The organism is Halomarina litorea, from assembly GCF_024227715.1.
GTDB classification, from domain to species: Archaea; Halobacteriota; Halobacteria; order Halobacteriales; family Haloarculaceae; genus Halomarina; species Halomarina litorea.
On record NZ_CP100449.1, the window covers coordinates 195,341 to 214,487 of the forward strand.

A 19,147-nucleotide genomic window follows, 5' to 3' on the forward strand; every position below is an offset into this window, starting at 1 on the left:
CTATGTGGGTCTGTCACGCACGACCGACACCGATGAACCGCTACAGCGACACCTCCAGGACCCACCGACTCGACCCCGACTCCTTCGCCAACGGCTACTTCCGCAACGCCGTGTACCGCCACTGGGACCCCATCGAGGACATCCCACAGGAACTGCTCGAACAGGACCGTGAGCGACTCGTCGCCCGCGAGCAGACGGAAGCACAGTTCGACGGACTCCGGCGGACGCTCGCGCTGTTCGGCGCGGGCGAGGAGGCGGTGACCGAGGACCTCGCCCCGATGGCCATCGCGCTCGACGACGTCGACAAGCAGCTGTTTCTCACCTCGCAGCTCTACGAGGAGGCGAAGCACACGCAGTTCTTCGACCGCTACTGGCGGGAGGTCGTCGACCCCGTCGCGGAGGCCTGCGGCTTCGAGGTGACCGCACCGACCGACGACCGCTACTTCCCCGACCCGTACGTCGAACTGTTCGACCGCACCGAGGCGGCGATGTACGCGTTACTGGAGGACGACAGCCCCGAGGCGCTGGCACGGGCGTTCTGTCACTACCACCTCGTCGTCGAGAGCGTCCTCGCCCAGACGGGCTACTACGGCATCCAGTCGACGTGGAGTCCGACGGGTGCCGACATGCCGACGCCGGGCGAACCCGTCCACCTCGAAGGGCTCATCGAGGGCATCACGCGGGTGCGCTCGGACGAGGGGCGACACGTCGGCTTCGGGATGCACGAGGTCCAGCGACTCATCGCCGAGGAGGGCGTCGACCCCGAGATCGTCCAGGGTACCCTCGGCGAACTCCTCCCGCTGGTCGCCGGCACCGTCGACAACCCCGAGGCGGAGGGCGACACCACGCAACTCGTGGAGTACGCGAGCGAGAAACTCCAGCGGCGCATCGAGATAATCACGGACAGCGAGGCGGACCTGCCGCCCGTCGAGGACCTCGTTCACGTCGAGGGCGGACGGGACATCAGCGCGGACTGAACGTCCGGCGGCGACCCCCGACAGTTCCTGACAGCTCGGCGAAAGCTATAAGCGACACGTCATGGTTGTCCATACCATGGCTATCGGACGCTACCGGGACGTACCGGGGGAGATGGACGACGTGGAGTGTCGCGTCGCGGCTGCCCAGTACCCCGAGGGAGGGCTGGTCGCGGGGATGGGTCTCGGCATCGCCCTCCCGCTCCTCGTGGCCCCGGCGTTCGTCGCCCTTGGTCCCCTCGTCGGTGCCCTCTGCGGGTTCGCCGCCGGTCGGTGGTACCGGGCGCGACTGCTCGCGCGCCATCGTGGAGACCGGGACGTCGAGCGATGAGTCCCCCGGCCGGGCCGGCCGGAGGTGGGGACGGGGGTCACGGCACGAGCGACGGGGGGAGTGACGACGGGACTGACGGCCGACTCACCGACCGGGTGGGGCTCCCCGCGGTCCTCGTCCTCCTCGTCGGGAACGCCGTCTCGGTGCCCATCTACGTCCTCTCCGGCCCACTCGCGGGCGGGGAGGGCCTCGGCGCGGGTCCGGCAGTCGTCCTCGCGGCGGTGCTTGCGGCGATACCGGCGGGGTTCGTCGTGCTCTACAACGCCCTGCTCGGCTCTGCGGTCCCCGTCGCGGGCGGCCTCTACGTCTACATCTCGCGGCTCACCGCCCCGTTCTGGGGCTTCCTCGTCCCGTGGACGCTCCCGCTGGTCGTCTGGGCGACGTTGCTCGTCACCGCGACGGGGTTCGCCGAGTACGCCCGCTTCTTCGTGGACGTGCCCGCAATCGTGCTGATGTACGTCCTCTTGGCGGGCGTCGTCGCCCTCAACGTCGTCGGCCTGCGCCTCGTCGTGCAGGCGCAGGCGCTGTTCGTCGCGGGCCTCGCCCTCGCCCTCCTCGCGTTCGTCGTCCCCGGCGCGACGGCCGTCGACCCCGCGAACTACACCCCCGTTCTCCCCGACGCGGGCGCGTTCGGCGTCGCCGCAGTCGCCCTGTTCTATCCGTTTCTCGGGTTCGGCCTGCTGACGGAACTCGGCGAGGAGATAGACGACCCCGGTCGGACCATCCCGCTCGCACTCGGCATCGGCATCGTCGTCGTCGCCGTCTGTTACGTCGCGCTCATCGCGGTGCTCGTCGGCGTCGTCCCGTGGCGAGAACTCGGCCACCCGGCGGACGTGGCGCTCGCGGCACGCCGGTTCCTCCCGCCGTGGGGCGTCTCGCTCGTCGCGGCGGGGGCGCTGTTCGCCGTCGTCACGAGCGTCAACACCTCCGTGCTCGTCGCCTCGCGCACCGTCATGCGCGCCGGGCGCGACGGCATCCTCCCCGAGTCCGTCTCGCGCATCCACCCCCGCTTCGACACGCCGTGGGTCGCGGTGCTGGTCCTCGGCGGCCCGCCCTTCCTGCTGGTCCCCCTCGCGGACGACGTGGTCGGTCTCTCGGCGTTCATCGGGCTGGCGAGCCTCACAGCGTACTTCTTCAGCGCCGTCGGCCTCTGGAACCTCCCCCGCGAGTTCCCCGCCCACTACGCGGCGGCCCCGTTCCGCCTCCGCCGCGACCGGGGCCTCCCGCTCGCGGTGCTGGGCGGCGCCCTCGCGACGGGGGCGTTCTGGGTCGTCACGCTTGTCCGCCTGCCGACGGTGGGCGTCGTCCTCGTCGGCTGGTTCCTGCTCGGGTACGCCTACTACCGACACCGACTCCGGGGGGTCGACCGCGTCGCCATGTACCGTCGGATGACGACGCTCGCCGACCACGAGGGAGTCGCCCGTGCGGACCGACCGGCCGACGGGCGCGAGTCGGACGCCTGAGGAGTGCCTATCGCGAAGACGGGCGGGAGACTTATTTCGGAGAGGGCGTCAGGTGGTAGGTATGCAGACTCGCGAGTGCCCCGTGCTGGCCGAGGAGGACCGCCCGCTGCTGGACCGACTGGCCCTCGGGACGAGCGAGTCGGCCGCCCGCGTCCTCGGCTACCTGCTCCTCCGCGAGTCGGACCCGACGTTCGCGGGCGACCCCGCTACTCGACTGGACATCCGCGTCGGGACGGGTGCCAGCAGGAGCGCCGTCTCGGACGCCCTCTCGACGCTCGACGACCGGGGGCTGGTCACGTCCACGACCGTCGACCGCGACCGGTCGGGCCGTCCGCCGCGAGCGTGGCGGGCGAAGTGGGGGACCCGCGAGACGCTCGACCACCTCTACGCGACTCACGCGGCGTCGCTCCTCGAACGGGGCGTCGCCGTCACCGATGAGACGTGGTCGACGGCCCTCGACGCCGGGAGCGTCGCCGGCGCCCGCCCCGCCGGTGGTGACCTCGCCGTCGGCCTGAACTGGCGGCCCAACGTGCTCCACGCGCCGATACTCGCGGCCCGCGAGGTGGGTGGGTTCGCGGCCCGCGACCTGTCGGTCTCGGTCGACCCCTTCGAGGGGTCCGGGCTGGCCATCGACGCCCTCCTCGCCGGCGACGTGGCCGTGGCGGTCTGCGGAGCGGCGACGGCCGTCGGCGCACGCGCGACCGGAGCCGAACTGGTCCCGCTCGCCCCCGTCTACCAGCGGGCGATGACGGTCCTCTACACCACGCGAGAGGTGTTCGGCGGACCGCTCGACAGCGTCGAGGACCTCCGGGGACGGCGGGTCGGCCTCCCCGAGGGGTCGGAGATGGGGCTGCTCGGCCGCCTGTTCCTCTCGCAGTCGGGGGTCCTCGACGACCTCACCGTCGTCGACGTCGCGGGCGAGGAGCGCACGGCGCTCGAAGCGGGCCACGCCGACGTCGTCACCGGCACTTTCCGCGACCCGGGTGCGCTCCCGGCGGACGACCGGGTGGACGTCCTCACGCTCGCCGACCACTTCCCGCTGTACGGTCCGACGCTCGTGACGACCGAGGACGCCGTCGAGGCGCGCCCGGGGGAACTCGTGGCGTTCCTCGCGGGCGTCCTCCGGGGTCAGGAGGTGGTCGTGACGGACCCCGAGCGGGCGGTCCGTGCGGTCGCAACCCTCGCGGTCGGCGGGGCCGGGCGGGCGGAGCGGCGGGCCGCGGACCTCCGCGAGGCGACCGAACGCTTCGGCGAGAGCGCCGCCGTCGCGGACCACGGGTGGGGGTGGCACCGCCCCGAGGAGTGGCGGCGGCTGACGACCGCGCTCCGGCAGGCGGGACTGGTCGGGGGGCGCGCGTGAGCCGGACGGCCATCGGTGTGTCCGACCTCACGGTCGCCTACGGCGACGTGACGGCGGTCGAGGGGGTCTCCCTCGACGTGGCCGAGGGGGAGTTCGTGACCGTCATCGGTCCCTCCGGCTGTGGCAAGACGTCGCTGTTGCGGGCGGTGGGAGGCCTCGAAGCGCCGACCGAGGGGTCGGTCCGGGTGGCGGGCGACCCTCCCGAACGGGCACAGGAGCGCGGGAACGTCGGGTTCGTCTTCCAGCGTCACACCCTGCTCCCGTGGAAGAGCGCACTGGGGAACGTCACCTTCCTCCGGCGACTGGCGGGGAAGGAGCCGCGACCGGAGGCGGCCCGCGCCCTGCTCGACCGGGTCGGCCTCGGCGGGTTCGAGGACGCCCGCCCCGACGAACTCTCGGGCGGGATGCGCCAGCGGGTCGCAATCGCCCGGGCGCTCCACTTAGACGCCGACGTGCTCCTGATGGACGAACCGTTCGGCGAACTCGACGAACTCACCCGCGAGACGATGGGCATCGAGGTGCGCCGGGTCTGGCGCGAGGCGGAGAAGACCGTCGTGTTCGTCACCCACAGCATCCCCGAGGCCGTCCTGCTCGGCGACCGGTGTGTCGTCGTCCGGGGACAGCCGGGACGGGTCGTCGGCGCGTTCGACGTGGACCTGCCGCGCCCGCGGGACCGCGCGGTCCTCGACTCCGCGGCGTTCCGCGAGCGGGTGGCGACGGTCCGCTCGGCGCTCACGGGCCGCGAGGACGGCGGCGAGGAGGCCCCGGTTCGATGAGCGTCGCCGAGCGCGTCCCCGCACCGAGCCTGACGCTCCCCGGCGCGGCCCTCCTCACGGCCGTCGCCTGCTGGTGGGCGGCAACGGTCACCTTCGCGCTCCCGGCCTACGTCCTCCCCTCGCCGGTCGCCGTCGCCGCGCGCCTCCTCGACAGTCCGGGACTGTACGCGACGAACGCGCTCGCGACGGCCCGTCGCGTCCTCCTCGGGGGGAGCGTCGGCGTCCTCGTCGGGGCGAGCCTCGCGGTGCTCGTCGTCCACGTCCCGGTCGCCCGGCGGGCGCTGGTGCCGTACCTCGTCGCCGCGCGCGTCCTCCCGAAGATAGCCGTCGCGCCCGTGTTGCTCATCTACCTCGGGACGGGTGCGACGACGGGGCTGGTGTTCGTCGCGCTGGTCACGTTCTTCCCGATGGTCGTGAGCACCGTCGCGGGACTGGAGCGCCCGCCGGCGACCCACCACGACCTCTTCGACTCCGTCGACGCCGGCCCGCTTCGGACGTTCCTCCACCTCCGCGTTCCCCACGCCCTCCCCGACGCCTTCGCGGGGCTGAAGCAGGCGACGACGCTCGCCGTCGTCGGGAGCGTCGTCGCGGAGTGGGTCGTCTCCACGGAGGGCCTCGGCGCGCTGATCCTGTTCGCCCTGGAAGACGTCCAGACGGACGTGCTGCTGGCGGCGCTGGTCGTCCTGTTCGCCCTCGGACTCGCGCTGTACGGCCTCGTCGCCCTCCTCGAACGGCACGTCCTCTGGGCGTACGGGCACGCACGCCGCTCGCGGGCGTGAATGCGTCCCCGGGAGACGTGAGACGCGGAGGACCGACTCCGGGACGGAGCGCCGCGTCAGTCGTCGCGGCGCGTGTCGTCGGTCGGGTCCCCGCCGGACGGGACGGCCCCGTCGCGGTCGTCCCGCACCGCGGCGAGTCCCGCCTCGAAGTGGTCTGCGGTGAGGTGGATGTCCTCGACGTGGCCGCCGTCGTGAACGAACTCGCGGACGGCGGTCGCGGCGGCCTCTCGGCAGACCGCTTCGAGGTCCGCGCCGACGTAGCCCTCCGTGCGGGCCGCCAGTCCGTCGAGATCGACGTCGTCTGCGAGGGGTCGGTCGCGGGTGTGGACGGTCAGAATTTCGCGGCGGGCGGTCTCGTCCGGCGTCCCGACGTGGACGTGGCGGTCGAAGCGGCCCGGCCGGAGGAGGGCGTCGTCCAGGAGGTCACGACGGTTGGTCGTGGCCACGACCACCACGTCCTCCAGTTCCTCCAGGCCGTCGAGTTCCGTCAACAACTGCGAGACGACTCGCTCGGAGACGCCGCTGTCGGCGGCCCCGCCCCCGCGTTCTGCGGCGAGGGCGTCGATTTCGTCGAAGAAGACGACGGTGGGGGCGTTCGCGCGGGCCTTCTCGAACACCTCGCGGACCCCTTTCTCGGACTCGCCGACGAACTTGTCGAGCACCTCGGGGCCCTTCACCGAGATGAAGTTCGCGTCGGACTCGTTGGCGACGACTTTGGCGAGGAGGGTCTTGCCGGTTCCCGGCGGGCCGTAGAGGAGCACGCCCTTGCTCGGGCGCAACGAGACGCGCTCGAAGGCGTCGGGGTACGCGAGGGGCCACTGGACCGTCTCGCGCAGGCGGGACGTCGTCTCCTCGAGGCCGCCGACGTCGTCCCACGTCACGTCGGGCACCTCCACGAACACCTCCCGCAGCGCCGACGGGTCGACGCTCGTCAGGGCGTCGTCCAGGTCCGTCGCGTCGACCGTGAGGTCCGCCAGCGTCGCGGCCTCGACGGGTCGCTCGGCGTCCGGGCCGAGGCCGTGTCGCCGCACCGTCCGCAGCGCCGCCTCCCGGACCAGTCGTTCGAGGTCGGCCCCGACGAACCCGTGAGTGCGCCCCGCCACGCGGTCCAGGTCGACGTCGTCGGCCAGCGGGACGTCCCGCGTCAGCACGTCGAGTACCGCACGGCGGCCGCTCCGGTCGGGGACCGGCACCGGCACCTCGCGGTCGAAGCGACCGGCCCGCCGCAGGTCCGGGTCGACGGCATCCAGTCGGTCGGTCGCCCCGACGACGGCGACCCGGTCGTCCGTCTCGCGGTCGTCGAGCAGCGACACGAGGCGGGCGACGCGACGGCGACCCCGTTCCCCCCGGTGTTCGTCCAGCGCGTCGAGGTCGTCGAGGAAGAGCACCGCGGGGGCCGCCTCGGTCGCCTCGGCGAGCGCCGCCCCGACGGGGTCGGCGTCGCCGGCATCGGCTGAGACCACCTCCGCGCCGGTGATGCGGACGACCGGCACCCCCGCCTCGTTCCCGAGCGCCTCGACCAGACGGGTCTTGCCGGTCCCCGACGGGCCGTGCAACAGGACGCCGTTCGGGGGGTCGACGTCCAGCGCGCGGAACACCTCCGGGTGCGCGAGGGGGAGTTCGACGAACTCCCGGAGGCTGGCGACGGCGTCCGTCTGCCCGCCCACGTCGTCGTACCCGATCGCCCGTGCCCGGTCGAGCGGGACGGTTCCGGGGCCGTCCGTGGCCGTCCCCGAGAGGCGGATGGCGGACCAATCGCGGACGACGACCGGCCCCTCGGGGGCCGTCTCCGCCACGTGGACCGGGACGGCGTGGTCCGCGTCCGCGGTGTGGCCGCCGCCCCCCGCCCCGCCGGCGTCCCGTCCGAGCGCGAGGGTCTGTCCGGCGACGACTGCCCGCCCGACCAGCGCGTCCTTGAGGTCGAACGCCGCGGACTCGGAGGCGGCCGCCGGGAGCGAGAGGGTCACCCGCTCGGCGGTGGCCGGGTCGGCGCGCCGGACCGTCACGGTGTCGCCGACACCCACGTCGAGCGTCCGGCGGAGCGCACGCGGGAGGCGGGCGACGCCCTCGCCGGTGGTCGCGCCCGCCCCCACGCGGGCCGTCGCGACGGCGACGGCACCGTCGGATTCGAGCCGAACCGACTCGCCGTCCTCGACACCGAGCGCTCGTATCGTCCCGGCGGCGACGTCGGCCTCGCCGGCGGCGGTCGACCCCAGCGCACCCTTGACGGTCAACTCCATCGCAATCGTGTCACGGCCCAACGCATATCAAGGCGTGGGTGCGAACGACCGGTATCGGCCTGCCCTCCGGAGTGGCGACGCTCGACCCCGCGGGGGTATCCTCGTCCGTCTCGGTCGGCAACATTTAATAACGCCTAAGCGTTGTGCTGACACGGTTCATGGGAGAGACATACAAGCCCCGGGTCACCGCTCGCGACAGGGAGCGGTTGGCGGCGGACCTCGGCACCCCCGAGGTGTCCGCCGATGGCGAGGCGACGTTCGCCGACCTCAGAGCGGCGGTCGCTGCGGGTGCGGACCCGCAGTTCGCCTCGATGGGGGCGGCCATCAGAGCCGACCTCCGGGGGCAGTTGGACGCGGAACGTATCGACGAGGCGCTGGCCGGACTGGACGAACAGCTCCGTCGGGCCGAGGAGGTCCGCGAGGTGGGCGTCCCCGAGCGCGTCGGGAAGGGGGACGCCGGGGTGCCGGAGGCCTACCGGGAGCTCATCGCCCCCGTCTGGGAGGCGTACGACCACCTCGTCGAGGTGGGGTTCTTCGAGAGCCTCTCGTCGAACCTCCCGGCGTTCACCCCCGAGCACATCGACGGGACAGCGCGGGGTCTGCTGACGGCCGACGCGCTGGCGACCGACCTCGCGGACGTCGGGTTCGACGAGCGCGAGCGGACGGCCCTCCTGATGGACGTCGTCAACAACGACACCCGCCTCTCGCGGTGGGTCCCGACGGCCGACATCCCGGAGGGCGTCGAGTTCAACGTGGACTACGTCCCGCCGCTGTACCACCGCGCGGTGGGCGGGGGCCTGCTCTGGGTGAAGTCGCTCGACCGGCACCTCGTCCAGAAGGAGATTCTCCTCACCGAGGACGTCCTCGACGACGCCTTCTGGCGGGCGAAGGCCATCCTCGGCGGGGTGGCCGTGTTCCTGCGGGCGGCCCGCGACGTCGCCAGCGACGAACCGGAACAGACCGACGAGCAGCTGGTCGCGGGCCTCAGCGGGGGCGCGGCCATCACCATCGTCAACCAGGAGGAGCTGATGCGCGAGGCGTACTGGCTCACCGAGGAGAAACGAGCGCCCACCCGGGCGAGGTAACGCGGCGACGACTATCAATGGCGACAAACCAGGAAGACAAGGCGATCCAGGCAGCGAGCGAGACTATCGTCGAGGAGACGGAACTCGGCTACCAGGTGTTCAACGCGCCCGACGAGTCCGTGCTCCACCAGCACGACACCGACCGCATCCCCCAGTTCGACGTGACACAGGAGATGCTCGACGACGCCGGCGAGGACCCCGAGAGCTGGCTGATGTTCGGCAAGAACTACGAGGCCCACCGCTACACGACGGCCGACGTCATCACGCCCGAGAACGTCGACGGGCTGGAACTCGAATACGAGATGGAGGTCGGCGCGAACTCCAGCATGGAGGGTTCGCCGGTCATCGTGCCGGGCGACCCGCCGGTGATGTATCAGACGAACGGCCCGAGCCACGTCAAGGCCATCGACGCCCGCGAGGGCGAGGTGCTCTGGAGCTACACCTACCCGGCACCCGAGGACGCGGTGCTGTGCTGTGACGACAACAACCGTGGCGTGGCCGTCTGGGAGGACAAGGTGTACATGACCTCGCTGGACTCGGGCGTGCAGGCGCTCGACCGCTACACCGGCGAGGAACTCTGGTACACCTCCACGGCCGACTACAAGGAGGGCTACTCGGCGACGTGGGCGCCCATCGTCTACGACGGGAAACTGTTCACGGGGAGCGCGGGCGGCGAGTACGGCGTTCGCGGGTTCCACTGCTGTATCGACGCGGAGACGGGCGAGGAACTCTGGCGGATGCACCCCTGCCCCGAGGAGGAGTACATCGGCGACTCCATCAAGCAGTCGGGGGGGACCAACTGGATGAGTCCGACGCTCGACACCGAGCGCGAACTGCTGTACTTCAACGTCGGCAACCCGAGTCCCGACTTCAACGGCACCGTCAGGCCGGGCCCGAACCGCAACACCTGCTCGACCATCGCGGTGGACATCCACACCGGGGACGTCGTCTGGTCGCACCAGGAGTCGGCCCACGACATCTGGGACTACGACTCGGCGATGCAGCGCATGCTCATCCGCGACGTGGAGATAGACCACCTCGACTACTCCGGCGACATCGTCTACAACGCCGGGAAGACGTCGTGGTCGTACACGATGCACCCCGACACGGGCGACCTGTTGGTCCGGGGTGAGCCCCTCACCCAGCAGCTCAACTTCATGCGGCAGGTGCCCCACGTCGAGGAGGAACGCGAGTACGTGATGCTCCCCGGCCTGCTGGGCGGTCAGGACTGGCAGCCCGCCTCCTACAGTCCCGAGACCGGGCTGTGCTACCACAAGGTGCTCAACACGCCCCACTCTGTGGCGTGGCGCAACGAGGAGTACCGCCCCGGCGAGAAGTTCTGGGGCGGCATCGTCGACGTCGAACCCGACGAGGAGGACATCCCGGACGAGTACAACGGCCACATCAGCTGCATCGCGGCCGTCGACCCCACCACCGGGCAGGTGAAGTGGCGCGACTGGATCGACAGCGACCGGTACCTCTGGGGCGGCTCGATGACCACCAGCACCGGTTTGCTGTTCGCCGGGACGCAGAACGGCCAGCTCGTCGCCTACGACGCCGAGGACGGCGAGCGACGCTGGGAGTTCGACCTCTCGGACAAGGCCGTCTCCGGCGACCCGGTCAGCTGGTACGACCCCGACACGGAGAAGCAGTACGTCGCCATCCAGGTGGGCGGCAGCGGATTCGTCGGCCGCGGCCCGCGCGGCGACCGACTCGCCGTCTTCTCGCTGGCGAAGTAACGACCCGACCACCCAGTATTTCGGCGGAGCGCGGCCCCACAGCGACACTCGACAGAGACATGCCACCGAAGGACATCGAGGCGGTCGACGACCTGGAACGAGCGGTCCGGGCAGACCCGACCGTCCTCCCCGACATCGCGGACCGTATCGACGCCCGACTCGCGGGCGAGGACCTGACCGACCGCCTCGACGCGGGGCGGGCGCTGCGAGCCGCGGCGAGCCACGACCCCGAACTGGTCGAACCGCACGTCGAGACGCTCGTGGCCCTCCTCTCGTCCGAGCAGGGGTCCCTGCAGCTCTCGGGGGCCATCGGTGTCGCCGAGTACGCCGGCCTCGCGCCCGAGGACCCGCGGGTGCTCCGAGCCGTCCCGCGACTCGTCGAACTCCTCGACGAGACGGTCGCGCCGGCCATCGAGGAGGCGACGGTCCGCACGCTCGGCCGGGTCGGGATGCGGGACCCCGCGGCCGTCACCGACGCCGACCCCGTCGTGGCAGCCCTGTTCCGCGAGGCGACGTTCCCGACGCGGACGGTCATCTGCAAGTGGTTCGTCCGGGCCGTCGCCGAGGACCCGCGGCAGTTTCCCGAGACGGTGGCGGCCTACGCCGCCGTCGTCGCCGACGAGGACGACGCGATGGCCCGCTTCGCCGCCGAGGCGATAGCGCGGGTGGCGAGCGCCGACCCCGGGGCCGTCTCGGACCCGGCGCGGGTGCTCGCTGACCTCGAAGCGCTGGAGGCGAAAGTGGACGCCGACCCCCGCCGCGGCGTCGGCGAGGGCGTCAGGGACGCCGCGCGGACCTTCCGCGAACTGCACTCGGCGAACGGGTGAGTCGGTCGGGTGGGTCAGTCGTCGGTCGCCGACTCGACCGGCCGCCCGTCGTCCGCCCCCCGGTCCGCGGCCAGTTTCGGCAGGGAGTTGAAGACGACCCGAACGTGGTCGCTCTCCGGTTTGCAGACGCAGGTGAGACGCATGTTCCCCTCCTCGACCTCCTCGTCGGTCAGCGCGAGATTCATGTCCATCTCCGCCTCCCCCTCCAGCAGGACGGCCGTACAGACGTTGCAGGTCCCCGACCGGCACTGGGACCCCCACTTGAGGTCGTTCGCCTCCGCCGAGCGCAACAGCGTCTCGTTCCGGTCGACCTCCATCCGCCCGTAGTCGAGGTCGCTCAGGTCGAGGGCCGCCGCCTTCTCGAAGACGTCGTCCTCCTCGAGGTCCCACCCGTTGCGCTGGACGACCCGATAGTCGAGGTACTCCACCTCCGCCGGGGGGAGGTCCTCGGAGTCCGCTTCCGACGTCTCGACGCCCGGACCGACTGCGGGCAGCTCGATGTCCATGTGCCATGGTACTCACGTTCACGGATATACCTTGGCCCGATCGTCGCCAGCGCTCGCGCTATCGGCCTGCTCGGGGGCGCGAGCGTCCGAACCGAGCGCCGCAGAAACCGAGCGCGGGTCGTCGCTCAGTCCCTGACGAACCGGTAGGTGTCGCCCTCGACGTGTTCGATGTCCCCGAAGCCGTGGGCCGCGATCTCGTCGGGGAGGTTGCGCGTGGAACTGTACGCCGACGCGATTTCGGTCACCTCGCGGACGTCGATGTCGAGTTCGTCCGTCGCCCGTTGCAGGTCGGCCTTGTCGAAGGTGACGTCCTCGTCGGTGTCTGCCCCGTCCTCGACCCTGTTTTCGAAGACGCGAACGAGCGTCGCGGGATAGTTTCGCATGCGCCCGTGAGGTAGGGGGGCGGCGGGATAAACGTGGGCCACCGGGGGAGGACGCTACACGTCCGTCGGTCCTCGGGCGGCCGTCCGCCGTTCGAGCCAGGCGGGCAGGAGGTAGAACGCGAGGCCGAGTGCGACCAGCGCGGCGAGGGCGGCGTACGTCCGGTCGGTCCGGAGCGCCGTCGAGGTGACGAACACGCGGTAGCCGAGGCCGGCGGTGAGCGTGACGAACTCGGAGACGACGGTCCCGATGACCGACAGCGCCGCCGCCAGTTTCACCCCCGCGAGGACGCTCGGCGCGGCGGCGGGGACGCGCACCCGCAGGAAGGTCCGGAGGGGCGAGGCGTCGACGGAGCGCGCGAGGTCGAGGTACGGGTCGGGGACGGCTCGGAGTCCCCCGACTGAGGCGACGGCGACGGGGAACTGCGTCAGCGTCGTCACGAGGAGCGCGCGGGCGGGGAGGCCCCGCCCGAACCAGAGAAAGAGCAGCGGGGCGATGGCGACCAGCGGCGCGATACGGAGGCCGACGACGAACGGGCGCGCGACGAGTTCGACGGTCCGCGAGACGGTCATCCCGAAGGCGACGAGGAGGCCGACGACCACCCCGCCGAGCAGTCCCAGCGCCGCGGTCGCACCCGTGACGGCGGCGTCGCCGAGCAACACCCGCCACGACGCGACGAGTTCCGCCCCCACGTCGGTCGGCGAGGGGAGGACGACGGTCGGTATCGCGTAGACGACGGTGGCGGCCTCCCATGCCGCGAGGACGGAGACGAACAGGAGTGCGGCGGGGCCGTACCGACCGGCGAGTCGGCGGGCTTCGTCCACTCGCCACGAGACGTCCCCGACCACCGGGTCGTGGTCCTGTTCCCGCCGGGACTCGCCCATGTCAGTCCCCGACCTGCTCGGCGTACGACCCGACGTACGTCGCCTCGAGGTCGAGGTAGTCGTTCGTCCAGACGCTCGCCGGGTCGACCTCCCCGCCCAGCGAGTCCGCGCCCGTCAGGGTCTCGTGCATCGTCGCCCACGGGTCCGACTGGCTCCACCCCCACCCCTGCTCGCGGACCGCCCCCGAGAGGACGAACTCGCGGCTCATCAGCTCCCACTTGTCGCGCTGGCGGTCGCGCGACTCGCTCAGCGCCGGCACCGCCTCGACGAGGTGGTCGGTGGCCGCCTCGGGATTGTTCGTCGCCCAGGCCGCCCCGTGGGCCGTCGCGCGCAGGAACGCCCGTACCGTCTCGGGGTGCTCCTCGCCGAGCGAGGGCGGGGTGGCGATGACGTGCCCGTAGGAGGGTATCTCGGCGGCGACGGGCACCGAGTCGACGGTCGCCCCCTGGTGGCGGGCGTCGACCACGTCGCCGAAGACGCCCCCCGCGGCGTCGATGTCGCCCGTGAGGAGGCGCTGGACGGTGTCGAACCCCGTGTCGACCAGTTCCACCTCCTCGCGGACACCGGCTTCCTCCAGGAGGAGCGTCGAGAGCAGGCGGACCATGCCGGGGCCGGTCCCGAGTCGTTTGCCCCGCAACTGCTCGACGCCGGTGAACTCCCCGCCGAGGGACTCGCGCGTGGCGAACAGGACGACCGGACTCCGCTGCATCACGACGCCGACCGACCGCGGTGAGAGTTCGCGACTGTTGACGTTGAGCACCTGGTCGGCGCTCGTGACGGCGAAGGGGGTGTTGCCGAGGCCGACCTGCTTCGCGGAGAAGTCCGATCCCTGCCCGCTCTCGATGCTCGATAGCGTCAGCCCCTCCGCCTCGTAGAACCCCTCGGCGCGCGCCGCGTAGTAGGGGACGTGCAGGCCGCTCGGCTTCCAGTTCAACAGAAGCGACACGTCCGACCGGGTCGGCGTCGCCTCGTCGGGCGTCCCCGAGGCGGTGTCGTTCCCGGCCGTCGTCTCCGTGGTCGCCCCGCCGTCGGTCGTCCCGTTCCCGGTGTCACCGTCCCCGTCGCCGGACGGCCCACCGATGCCGAGACACCCGGACGCCACGGTCACCCCTGCCGCCGAGAGGAACGCTCTCCGAGGGTAGCTCATGTCTACCGGTAGCTATCACCACGGTAAGTTAAAACATCGGGTGGAACGTTCAAATAGGGAGGCCTACTCGACGCTGAGGCCGTCCGCCGCCCCGCCGGTGAACTCCAGTTCGATCTCCAGTTCCCCCTCCTCGTGGCTCACGAACTCGACTTCCACCTCGATGGGTTCGCGGAACGAGAAGGGGACTTCCCACTCGTCGCTGGCGACGGTGAGTTCGGTGCCCGCGTCCAGTTGGTCGGCGAGTTCTCGGAGGAACGCCGCGGTGTCGGTCCGCGAGAGGTGGACCTCGCGTTCGAAGTACCCCTCCGTCACAACCGTCCGGCCCTCGTCACCGTCGCCTGGCAGGTTCGGCATGGCCGGCCCTTCGCGCCGACCCGCATAAACACTGGGTGTCACGCGCTCCCGTGAGCCGTGTTCACGTCGCCAGTTACTTCTCGGCGGACGCCGACGTGGGGGTATGTCGCTGTTCGACGTGCTCGGGAGCAAGGCGCGCCTGCGGATTCTCCAGGAGCTCTCGTCCGAACCCCGGTACGTCTCGGAACTGGCCGAGCGGGTCGGGATGGACGGGAAGACGGCGGTCCACCACCTCTCGGTGCTGGAGGAGGCGGACGTCGTCACGAGCTACTGGGTGAGTCGGCGGAAGTACTACCGCCTCGCGAAGACGGTCGAGTTGCGGGCGGCACCGCCGCCGGACCGGACGTTCGTCCTGCACGCCCAGCACGCCGACGAGAAGCCGACACCCAGTGACGCCACGGCCGGCGAGGGGGCCGAGAGCGAGGGCGCCGGCGACTGACCCGGCTACCGTGTACCGTCGTTCAACGAAGGGCCCTACACGAAGGGTAACGTATAGTTACCAGCCCTCGATTGGAGTGATATGCGCTTCGGTAGCAGGCCACTAGGTGTCGTACTGGTCGCTGTGGTCCTTCTGGGGGTGGTCGCGGCCGGCGGCGTCGTGGCACAGGAGGCCGACGAGGCACGCGAGGCCGGTGAGGAAGGTGAGGAAGGGGGTATCGAGGGGATGCTCGCCGGGTTCGTCGAGGGACAGGGGCTGGTGGGGGCGGTGCTCGTCCTCGTCGCGGGGATGCTCCTCCTGACGGCGTGCGTCGAGAAACTCATCAGCTACCTCACGCGCGCGGCCTTCGGGTTGCAGGTGTCGCTGTTCGCCCTCGCCGTCGTCTTCACGGGCTTCGAGTTCGACGACACCATCCTCGCGCTGGTCCTCTCGGCGGGTGACCTGGAGGGGGCGGCGCTGGGGACGGCGCTCGGGACGGGGCTGGCCATCGTCGGCGTGACGCTGGCGCTCGCGGCCATCGTCGAGCCGTTCCCGGTCGACCTCCCGACCGACTACGTGGCCCTGTTCGGCCTCTCCCCGCTGCTCCTCGTCCCGTTCGTCCTCGCGGGGACGCTGACGTTCGTCCACGGGCTGCTCCTCCTCGGAGCGTTCGTCCTCATGTTCGGCTACATCGTCGTCCGCGAGTTCCAGCGCGACTCGCGGGTGTTCTGGGACACGGACGTCGGCGGTCGGGTGCAGGCGGACGGCGGCGTCGCCCTCCCCAAGGCTGTCTCGCGTATCCCCGAGGACCGGTTCGTCGGCGGGCGGACCGGGTCGGGGGCCATCTGGCTGGTGCTCGCGGTGCTCGCACTTGCGGGCATCGTCTTCGCATCCATGTTGCTGGAGGTAGGGTCCGAGGTGGTCGTCGAGGGCTTCGGCATCGAGCAGACGGTGTTCGGCGCGACGGTGCTCACCGCCATCCTCACGTTCGAGGATATCATGCTCACGCTCGAACCGGTCCGCCGGGGGGTCCCCGAAATCGGCGTCGGGAACGTCATCGGGAGTGTCCTCTTCTCGCTGACGGGCAACGTCGGCGTCATCATGCTCCTGAGCGAACTCGACATCTCGGGGTCGGTGCTCACCTTCCACCTCCCCGTCGTGGTGCTCGTGACGGCGCTCGCGGCGTACTTCCTCCACGAGGGCCGACTGGAACGCTGGCACGGCTACCTGCTCGGCGGCCTCTACGTCGCCTACTGGGTGGTCGCCATCGCCCTCTTCGGCGGCGTCCCGCTCGGTGGCTGAACGCACACTGTGATTACATCAGGTAGTTCGCGCCCCAGTAGGCGGCGTACGTTCCGAGCAGGAGGACGCCGACGGGTCGTCCGACGCGCCCCCTGAGGAACGCGCCCGCGACGACGACCAGCGTGAGCAGGAAGAACGGCCAGTGGACGGTGAACACCGCCCCGCCCGTGTCGATGGGGCGGACGAGCGCGAGGACGCCCGCGTTGGCGGTGACGAAAAAGAGGGCGCTCCCGACGACGTTCCCCACCCCGAGGTGCGGGCGGCCCTGCCGGACGGGTTCGACGGTCAGCGCCAGTTCCTCCAGCGAGGCGACGAAGCTCATCACGGTCGCGCCGAAGGCAAGCCCCGAGAGGTCGAACGCCGACAGCAACCCCCGCGCGCCCGAGACGGCGAGTTCCGATCCGACGGTCATCCCGGCCATCGCGAGGAGGGCGACGCCGAGGCGGTACCACCCCTCGTGGCGCTCCCGGAGGGCGTCCAGTCGCTCGCTCTCGACGACGTCGTCGAGGTCGAGGTCGAGGTCGAACCCCCCCTCGTCCTCGTCGTCCCCGTCCCCCTCTCCCTCCTCCTCCTCCCGTCCTCCGTCTCCGGCCGCGACGCCCTCGCCGAGTTCTTCGCTGGCGAGGTAGCGCGTCGACGACCCGGCTTCGAGGACGTAGACGGCGACCACCAGCGGGAGGTACGCTCCGGTCAGGACGACGCCGTCGAATCGCGTGAGCGTCCCGTCCATCGCCAGCGCGAAGAACAGCGCCGGCGTCCCGAGAAAGAGCAGGAGGTACGGCCGGGGGACCCGCGTCTCGAACGGGGTGACCACGCCCGCGACGCCGACGGCCACCCCGAAGATGAACAGCGCCTCGCCGAAGACGGTGCCGAGTGCGACCGCGGGGAGGCCGTCGAGGACGGCGGCCAACCCGAGCACCGCGTTCTCGAGGTCCGTCCCCGCGAGCAGGACCGTCAGGAAGAACGCCGAGACGCCCAGCGCGACGGCGCTCTCGGCGATGGCCTCCACGAACGTCTCGACGCTCTCGACGACGAGAACGACGCCGACGAGGAACACGACGGCACCGACGAGGACTCCGGGCGCGCCGAACTGCATGGTCGGATCAGCGGCGGGGTCACCTTATAGGGATGGGCCGTGACGGCCCGCCGAGTTTATGTCCCTCGACCCGAAGGTGTCGACGACTGCATGCGTGTCTCTCACAGCCTCGGACGGGTCAGCCGACCCGAGTACACCGGGGAGAACCGGTGTCTCCCCTGTACGGTCGTGAACGTCCTTCTCGCCGCCGCCCTCGGCGTCGCGCTCTCGGCGCTGACCCCGGTGGTCGGCGTCGGGGCCTTCCTCGCGTCGCTCGTCGTCGTCTACCTCCGGGGGTACCTCGTCCCGGGGACCCCGGAACTCACGGAGCGCTACCTGCCCGCGTCGGTACTCGCCCTGTTCGGGAAGGAGCGCGTCGAACCGACGGTCCGGGCGGACGCGACCGACCGCGAGGCGGGCGTCGAACTCCTGACCGACGCCGGCGTGTTCACGCGCGATGGAACGGCTCCCCCCCTCTCCGAGGGCTTCCGCGCGGCGTGGCACGACCGGATGGCGGCGTGGGACGGGGGCGACCCGGAGGAGAGCGTGGCCCGCCTGTTCGACGCCGAGTCGGTCGACGCCAAGAGCGAGCGGTCGTTCGTCGTCGACGGGAACGCGATGGTCCGGTGGCCCTCCCGGGCCGCCCTCCTCGCGGACGTGACCGCGGGGGCCGAACTCCGCGCGCGAATCGAGGGGTGGGAGATGCTCGACCGGTCGACCCGACAGGACCTCCTCACGGCCCTCCGACTCTCCCTCGTGACGTGTCCGGCCTGCGACGGCCCCGTCGAGACGGAGACGCTGACCGACGACCCCTGCTGTCAGCCCGAGTACACCGCCTACGACGCGGCCTGCACGGACTGTGAGACGCCGATCGCCAGCGCCACCGTCCGCGGTGAGGACGACGGGACGCCCCCCGGTCGCCGAGTGCTCGACGCCTGACCAGTAAGTGTCGGATGCTATCTAGTAGCAACCTTCTAACCGCTCGCCCCCGTTCGACGACGCATGTGCCCGCAGCCGCAGTTGCCGAACGTCAAGGTCGGTCGTGACGCCGAGGCGGACGCCGCGGACGAAGAACCCGAAGCGACCCGGACGGTCGAGTATCTGAACTACCAGGTCCTCACGGAGCGAGGGTGGACGCTGGAGGACGACGATCTCTTCGAGAAGGCGGCCGAGGCGGACCTGGACGACGCCGACCACGGCACGTTCGAGGCCGGGGCGACCCGCTACATTCTCGACGCCGCTGAGGACCAGGGCCACCAGTGGCCCTTCGAGTGTCGCGCGGCCTCTTGTGCGAACTGCGCGGCCATCCTCGTCGAGGGCGAGGTGACGATGGACATGGACCTCATCCTCACCGACGAGGAGGTCGAAGAGAAGGGAATCATCCTCACCTGTCAGAGCCTCGCGGTCACCGACCGGGTGGGGATCGTTTACAACGCCCAGCACCTCGACTATCTCCGCGACCGGGTCATCGGCGTGCGGGAGGTGTGAAACGGGGGCAGGGTGGAT

20 protein-coding genes are annotated in these 19,147 nt (G+C 71.2%); 13 read left to right on the plus strand and 7 right to left on the minus strand.

Annotated elements, in window-relative coordinates; genetic code table 11:
- Positions 1-32 precede the first annotated feature (32 nt).
- From NKG96_RS18115 to NKG96_RS18140, 6 genes are all read left to right on the plus strand, one after another.
- A complete protein-coding gene (locus NKG96_RS18115; protein ID WP_254538185.1) occupies positions 33-977 on the plus strand; it encodes a ferritin family protein in 945 nt (314 codons plus the stop codon).
- A 76-nt stretch (positions 978-1,053) separates the two neighbouring features.
- Positions 1,054-1,305 (plus strand): hypothetical protein, encoded by a 252-nt coding sequence (locus NKG96_RS18120; protein WP_254538186.1) that lies wholly within the window; start codon positions 1,054-1,056, stop codon positions 1,303-1,305.
- The gene (locus tag NKG96_RS18125; RefSeq protein ID WP_254538187.1) at positions 1,302-2,768 is read left to right on the plus strand and encodes an APC family permease; all 1,467 of its coding nucleotides are present in this window, start codon (positions 1,302-1,304) and stop codon (positions 2,766-2,768) included. The genes NKG96_RS18120 and NKG96_RS18125 overlap by 4 nt, the downstream gene beginning before the upstream one ends.
- A gap of 61 nt (positions 2,769-2,829) precedes the next feature.
- Positions 2,830-4,128 (plus strand): ABC transporter substrate-binding protein, encoded by a 1,299-nt coding sequence (locus NKG96_RS18130; protein WP_254538188.1) that lies wholly within the window; start codon positions 2,830-2,832, stop codon positions 4,126-4,128.
- A gap of 11 nt (positions 4,129-4,139) precedes the next feature.
- Complete coding sequence (locus tag NKG96_RS18135; RefSeq protein ID WP_254538580.1) at positions 4,140-4,904, plus strand: ABC transporter ATP-binding protein; 765 nt, start codon at positions 4,140-4,142, stop codon at positions 4,902-4,904.
- Positions 4,901-5,683, plus strand: a complete 783-nt coding sequence (locus NKG96_RS18140; RefSeq protein WP_254538189.1) for an ABC transporter permease — start codon at positions 4,901-4,903, stop codon at positions 5,681-5,683. Before NKG96_RS18135 ends, NKG96_RS18140 begins: the two co-directional genes overlap by 4 nt.
- 56 nt (positions 5,684-5,739) lie before the next feature.
- Here NKG96_RS18140 and NKG96_RS18145 read toward each other — a convergent pair whose 3' ends face one another.
- Positions 5,740-7,923: an AAA family ATPase gene (locus NKG96_RS18145; RefSeq protein ID WP_254538190.1), complete on the minus strand. Its 2,184-nt coding sequence runs from the start codon at positions 7,921-7,923 to the stop codon at positions 5,740-5,742.
- 158 nt (positions 7,924-8,081) lie between these two features.
- Between NKG96_RS18145 and NKG96_RS18150 the strand changes: the two genes are divergently transcribed.
- From NKG96_RS18150 to NKG96_RS18160, 3 genes are read left to right on the plus strand one after another with little or no spacing between them, the layout of a single operon-like run.
- On the plus strand, positions 8,082-9,008 hold the full coding sequence (locus tag NKG96_RS18150) for a hypothetical protein (RefSeq protein ID WP_254538191.1): 927 nt from the start codon (positions 8,082-8,084) through the stop codon (positions 9,006-9,008).
- Between the two features lie 17 nt (positions 9,009-9,025).
- The gene (locus NKG96_RS18155; RefSeq protein WP_254538192.1) at positions 9,026-10,747 is read left to right on the plus strand and encodes a pyrroloquinoline quinone-dependent dehydrogenase; all 1,722 of its coding nucleotides are present in this window, start codon (positions 9,026-9,028) and stop codon (positions 10,745-10,747) included.
- 59 nt (positions 10,748-10,806) lie between these two features.
- A complete protein-coding gene (locus NKG96_RS18160; protein ID WP_254538193.1) occupies positions 10,807-11,574 on the plus strand; it encodes a hypothetical protein in 768 nt (255 codons plus the stop codon).
- A 14-nt stretch (positions 11,575-11,588) separates the two neighbouring features.
- On the opposite strand, the gene fer (NKG96_RS18165) is transcribed toward NKG96_RS18160, so the two are convergent.
- The 5 genes from fer (NKG96_RS18165) to NKG96_RS18185 form a co-directional block, all read right to left on the minus strand.
- Positions 11,589-12,080, minus strand: a complete 492-nt coding sequence (fer, locus tag NKG96_RS18165) for a ferredoxin Fer (protein ID WP_254538194.1) — start codon at positions 12,078-12,080, stop codon at positions 11,589-11,591.
- 125 nt (positions 12,081-12,205) lie between these two features.
- Positions 12,206-12,463, minus strand: coding sequence for a hypothetical protein (locus tag NKG96_RS18170; protein ID WP_254538195.1), 258 nt, complete (start codon positions 12,461-12,463; stop codon positions 12,206-12,208).
- 54 nt (positions 12,464-12,517) lie between these two features.
- The gene (locus NKG96_RS18175; protein ID WP_254538196.1) at positions 12,518-13,345 is read right to left on the minus strand and encodes an ABC transporter permease; all 828 of its coding nucleotides are present in this window, start codon (positions 13,343-13,345) and stop codon (positions 12,518-12,520) included.
- A gap of 1 nt (position 13,346) precedes the next feature.
- Positions 13,347-14,492 carry an ABC transporter substrate-binding protein gene (locus tag NKG96_RS18180; protein ID WP_254538197.1) on the minus strand — a complete coding sequence of 382 codons (1,146 nt, stop codon included), beginning with the start codon at positions 14,490-14,492 and terminating at the stop codon, positions 13,347-13,349.
- A gap of 63 nt (positions 14,493-14,555) precedes the next feature.
- A complete protein-coding gene (locus NKG96_RS18185; RefSeq protein ID WP_254538198.1) occupies positions 14,556-14,846 on the minus strand; it encodes an amphi-Trp domain-containing protein in 291 nt (96 codons plus the stop codon).
- A gap of 103 nt (positions 14,847-14,949) precedes the next feature.
- Here NKG96_RS18185 and NKG96_RS18190 point away from each other — a divergent pair, with 103 nt between their 5' ends.
- Together NKG96_RS18190 and NKG96_RS18195 are read left to right on the plus strand one after the other, a co-directional pair.
- A complete protein-coding gene (locus NKG96_RS18190) occupies positions 14,950-15,285 on the plus strand; it encodes an ArsR/SmtB family transcription factor (RefSeq protein WP_254538199.1) in 336 nt (111 codons plus the stop codon).
- A gap of 81 nt (positions 15,286-15,366) precedes the next feature.
- The gene (locus NKG96_RS18195) at positions 15,367-16,566 is read left to right on the plus strand and encodes a sodium:calcium antiporter (protein WP_254538200.1); all 1,200 of its coding nucleotides are present in this window, start codon (positions 15,367-15,369) and stop codon (positions 16,564-16,566) included.
- A 13-nt stretch (positions 16,567-16,579) separates the two neighbouring features.
- Here NKG96_RS18195 and NKG96_RS18200 read toward each other — a convergent pair whose 3' ends face one another.
- Positions 16,580-17,662, minus strand: coding sequence for a sodium:calcium antiporter (locus tag NKG96_RS18200; RefSeq protein WP_254538201.1), 1,083 nt, complete (start codon positions 17,660-17,662; stop codon positions 16,580-16,582).
- 90 nt (positions 17,663-17,752) lie between these two features.
- On the opposite strand from NKG96_RS18200, the gene NKG96_RS18205 reads away from it, so the two are divergent.
- The gene (locus tag NKG96_RS18205) at positions 17,753-18,580 is read left to right on the plus strand and encodes a DUF8054 domain-containing protein (protein WP_254538202.1); all 828 of its coding nucleotides are present in this window, start codon (positions 17,753-17,755) and stop codon (positions 18,578-18,580) included.
- A gap of 63 nt (positions 18,581-18,643) precedes the next feature.
- Entirely contained in the window at positions 18,644-19,129 is a 486-nt protein-coding gene (gene fer, locus NKG96_RS18210) for a ferredoxin Fer (RefSeq protein WP_254538203.1), read from the plus strand.
- Positions 19,130-19,147: the final 18 nt, after the last annotated feature.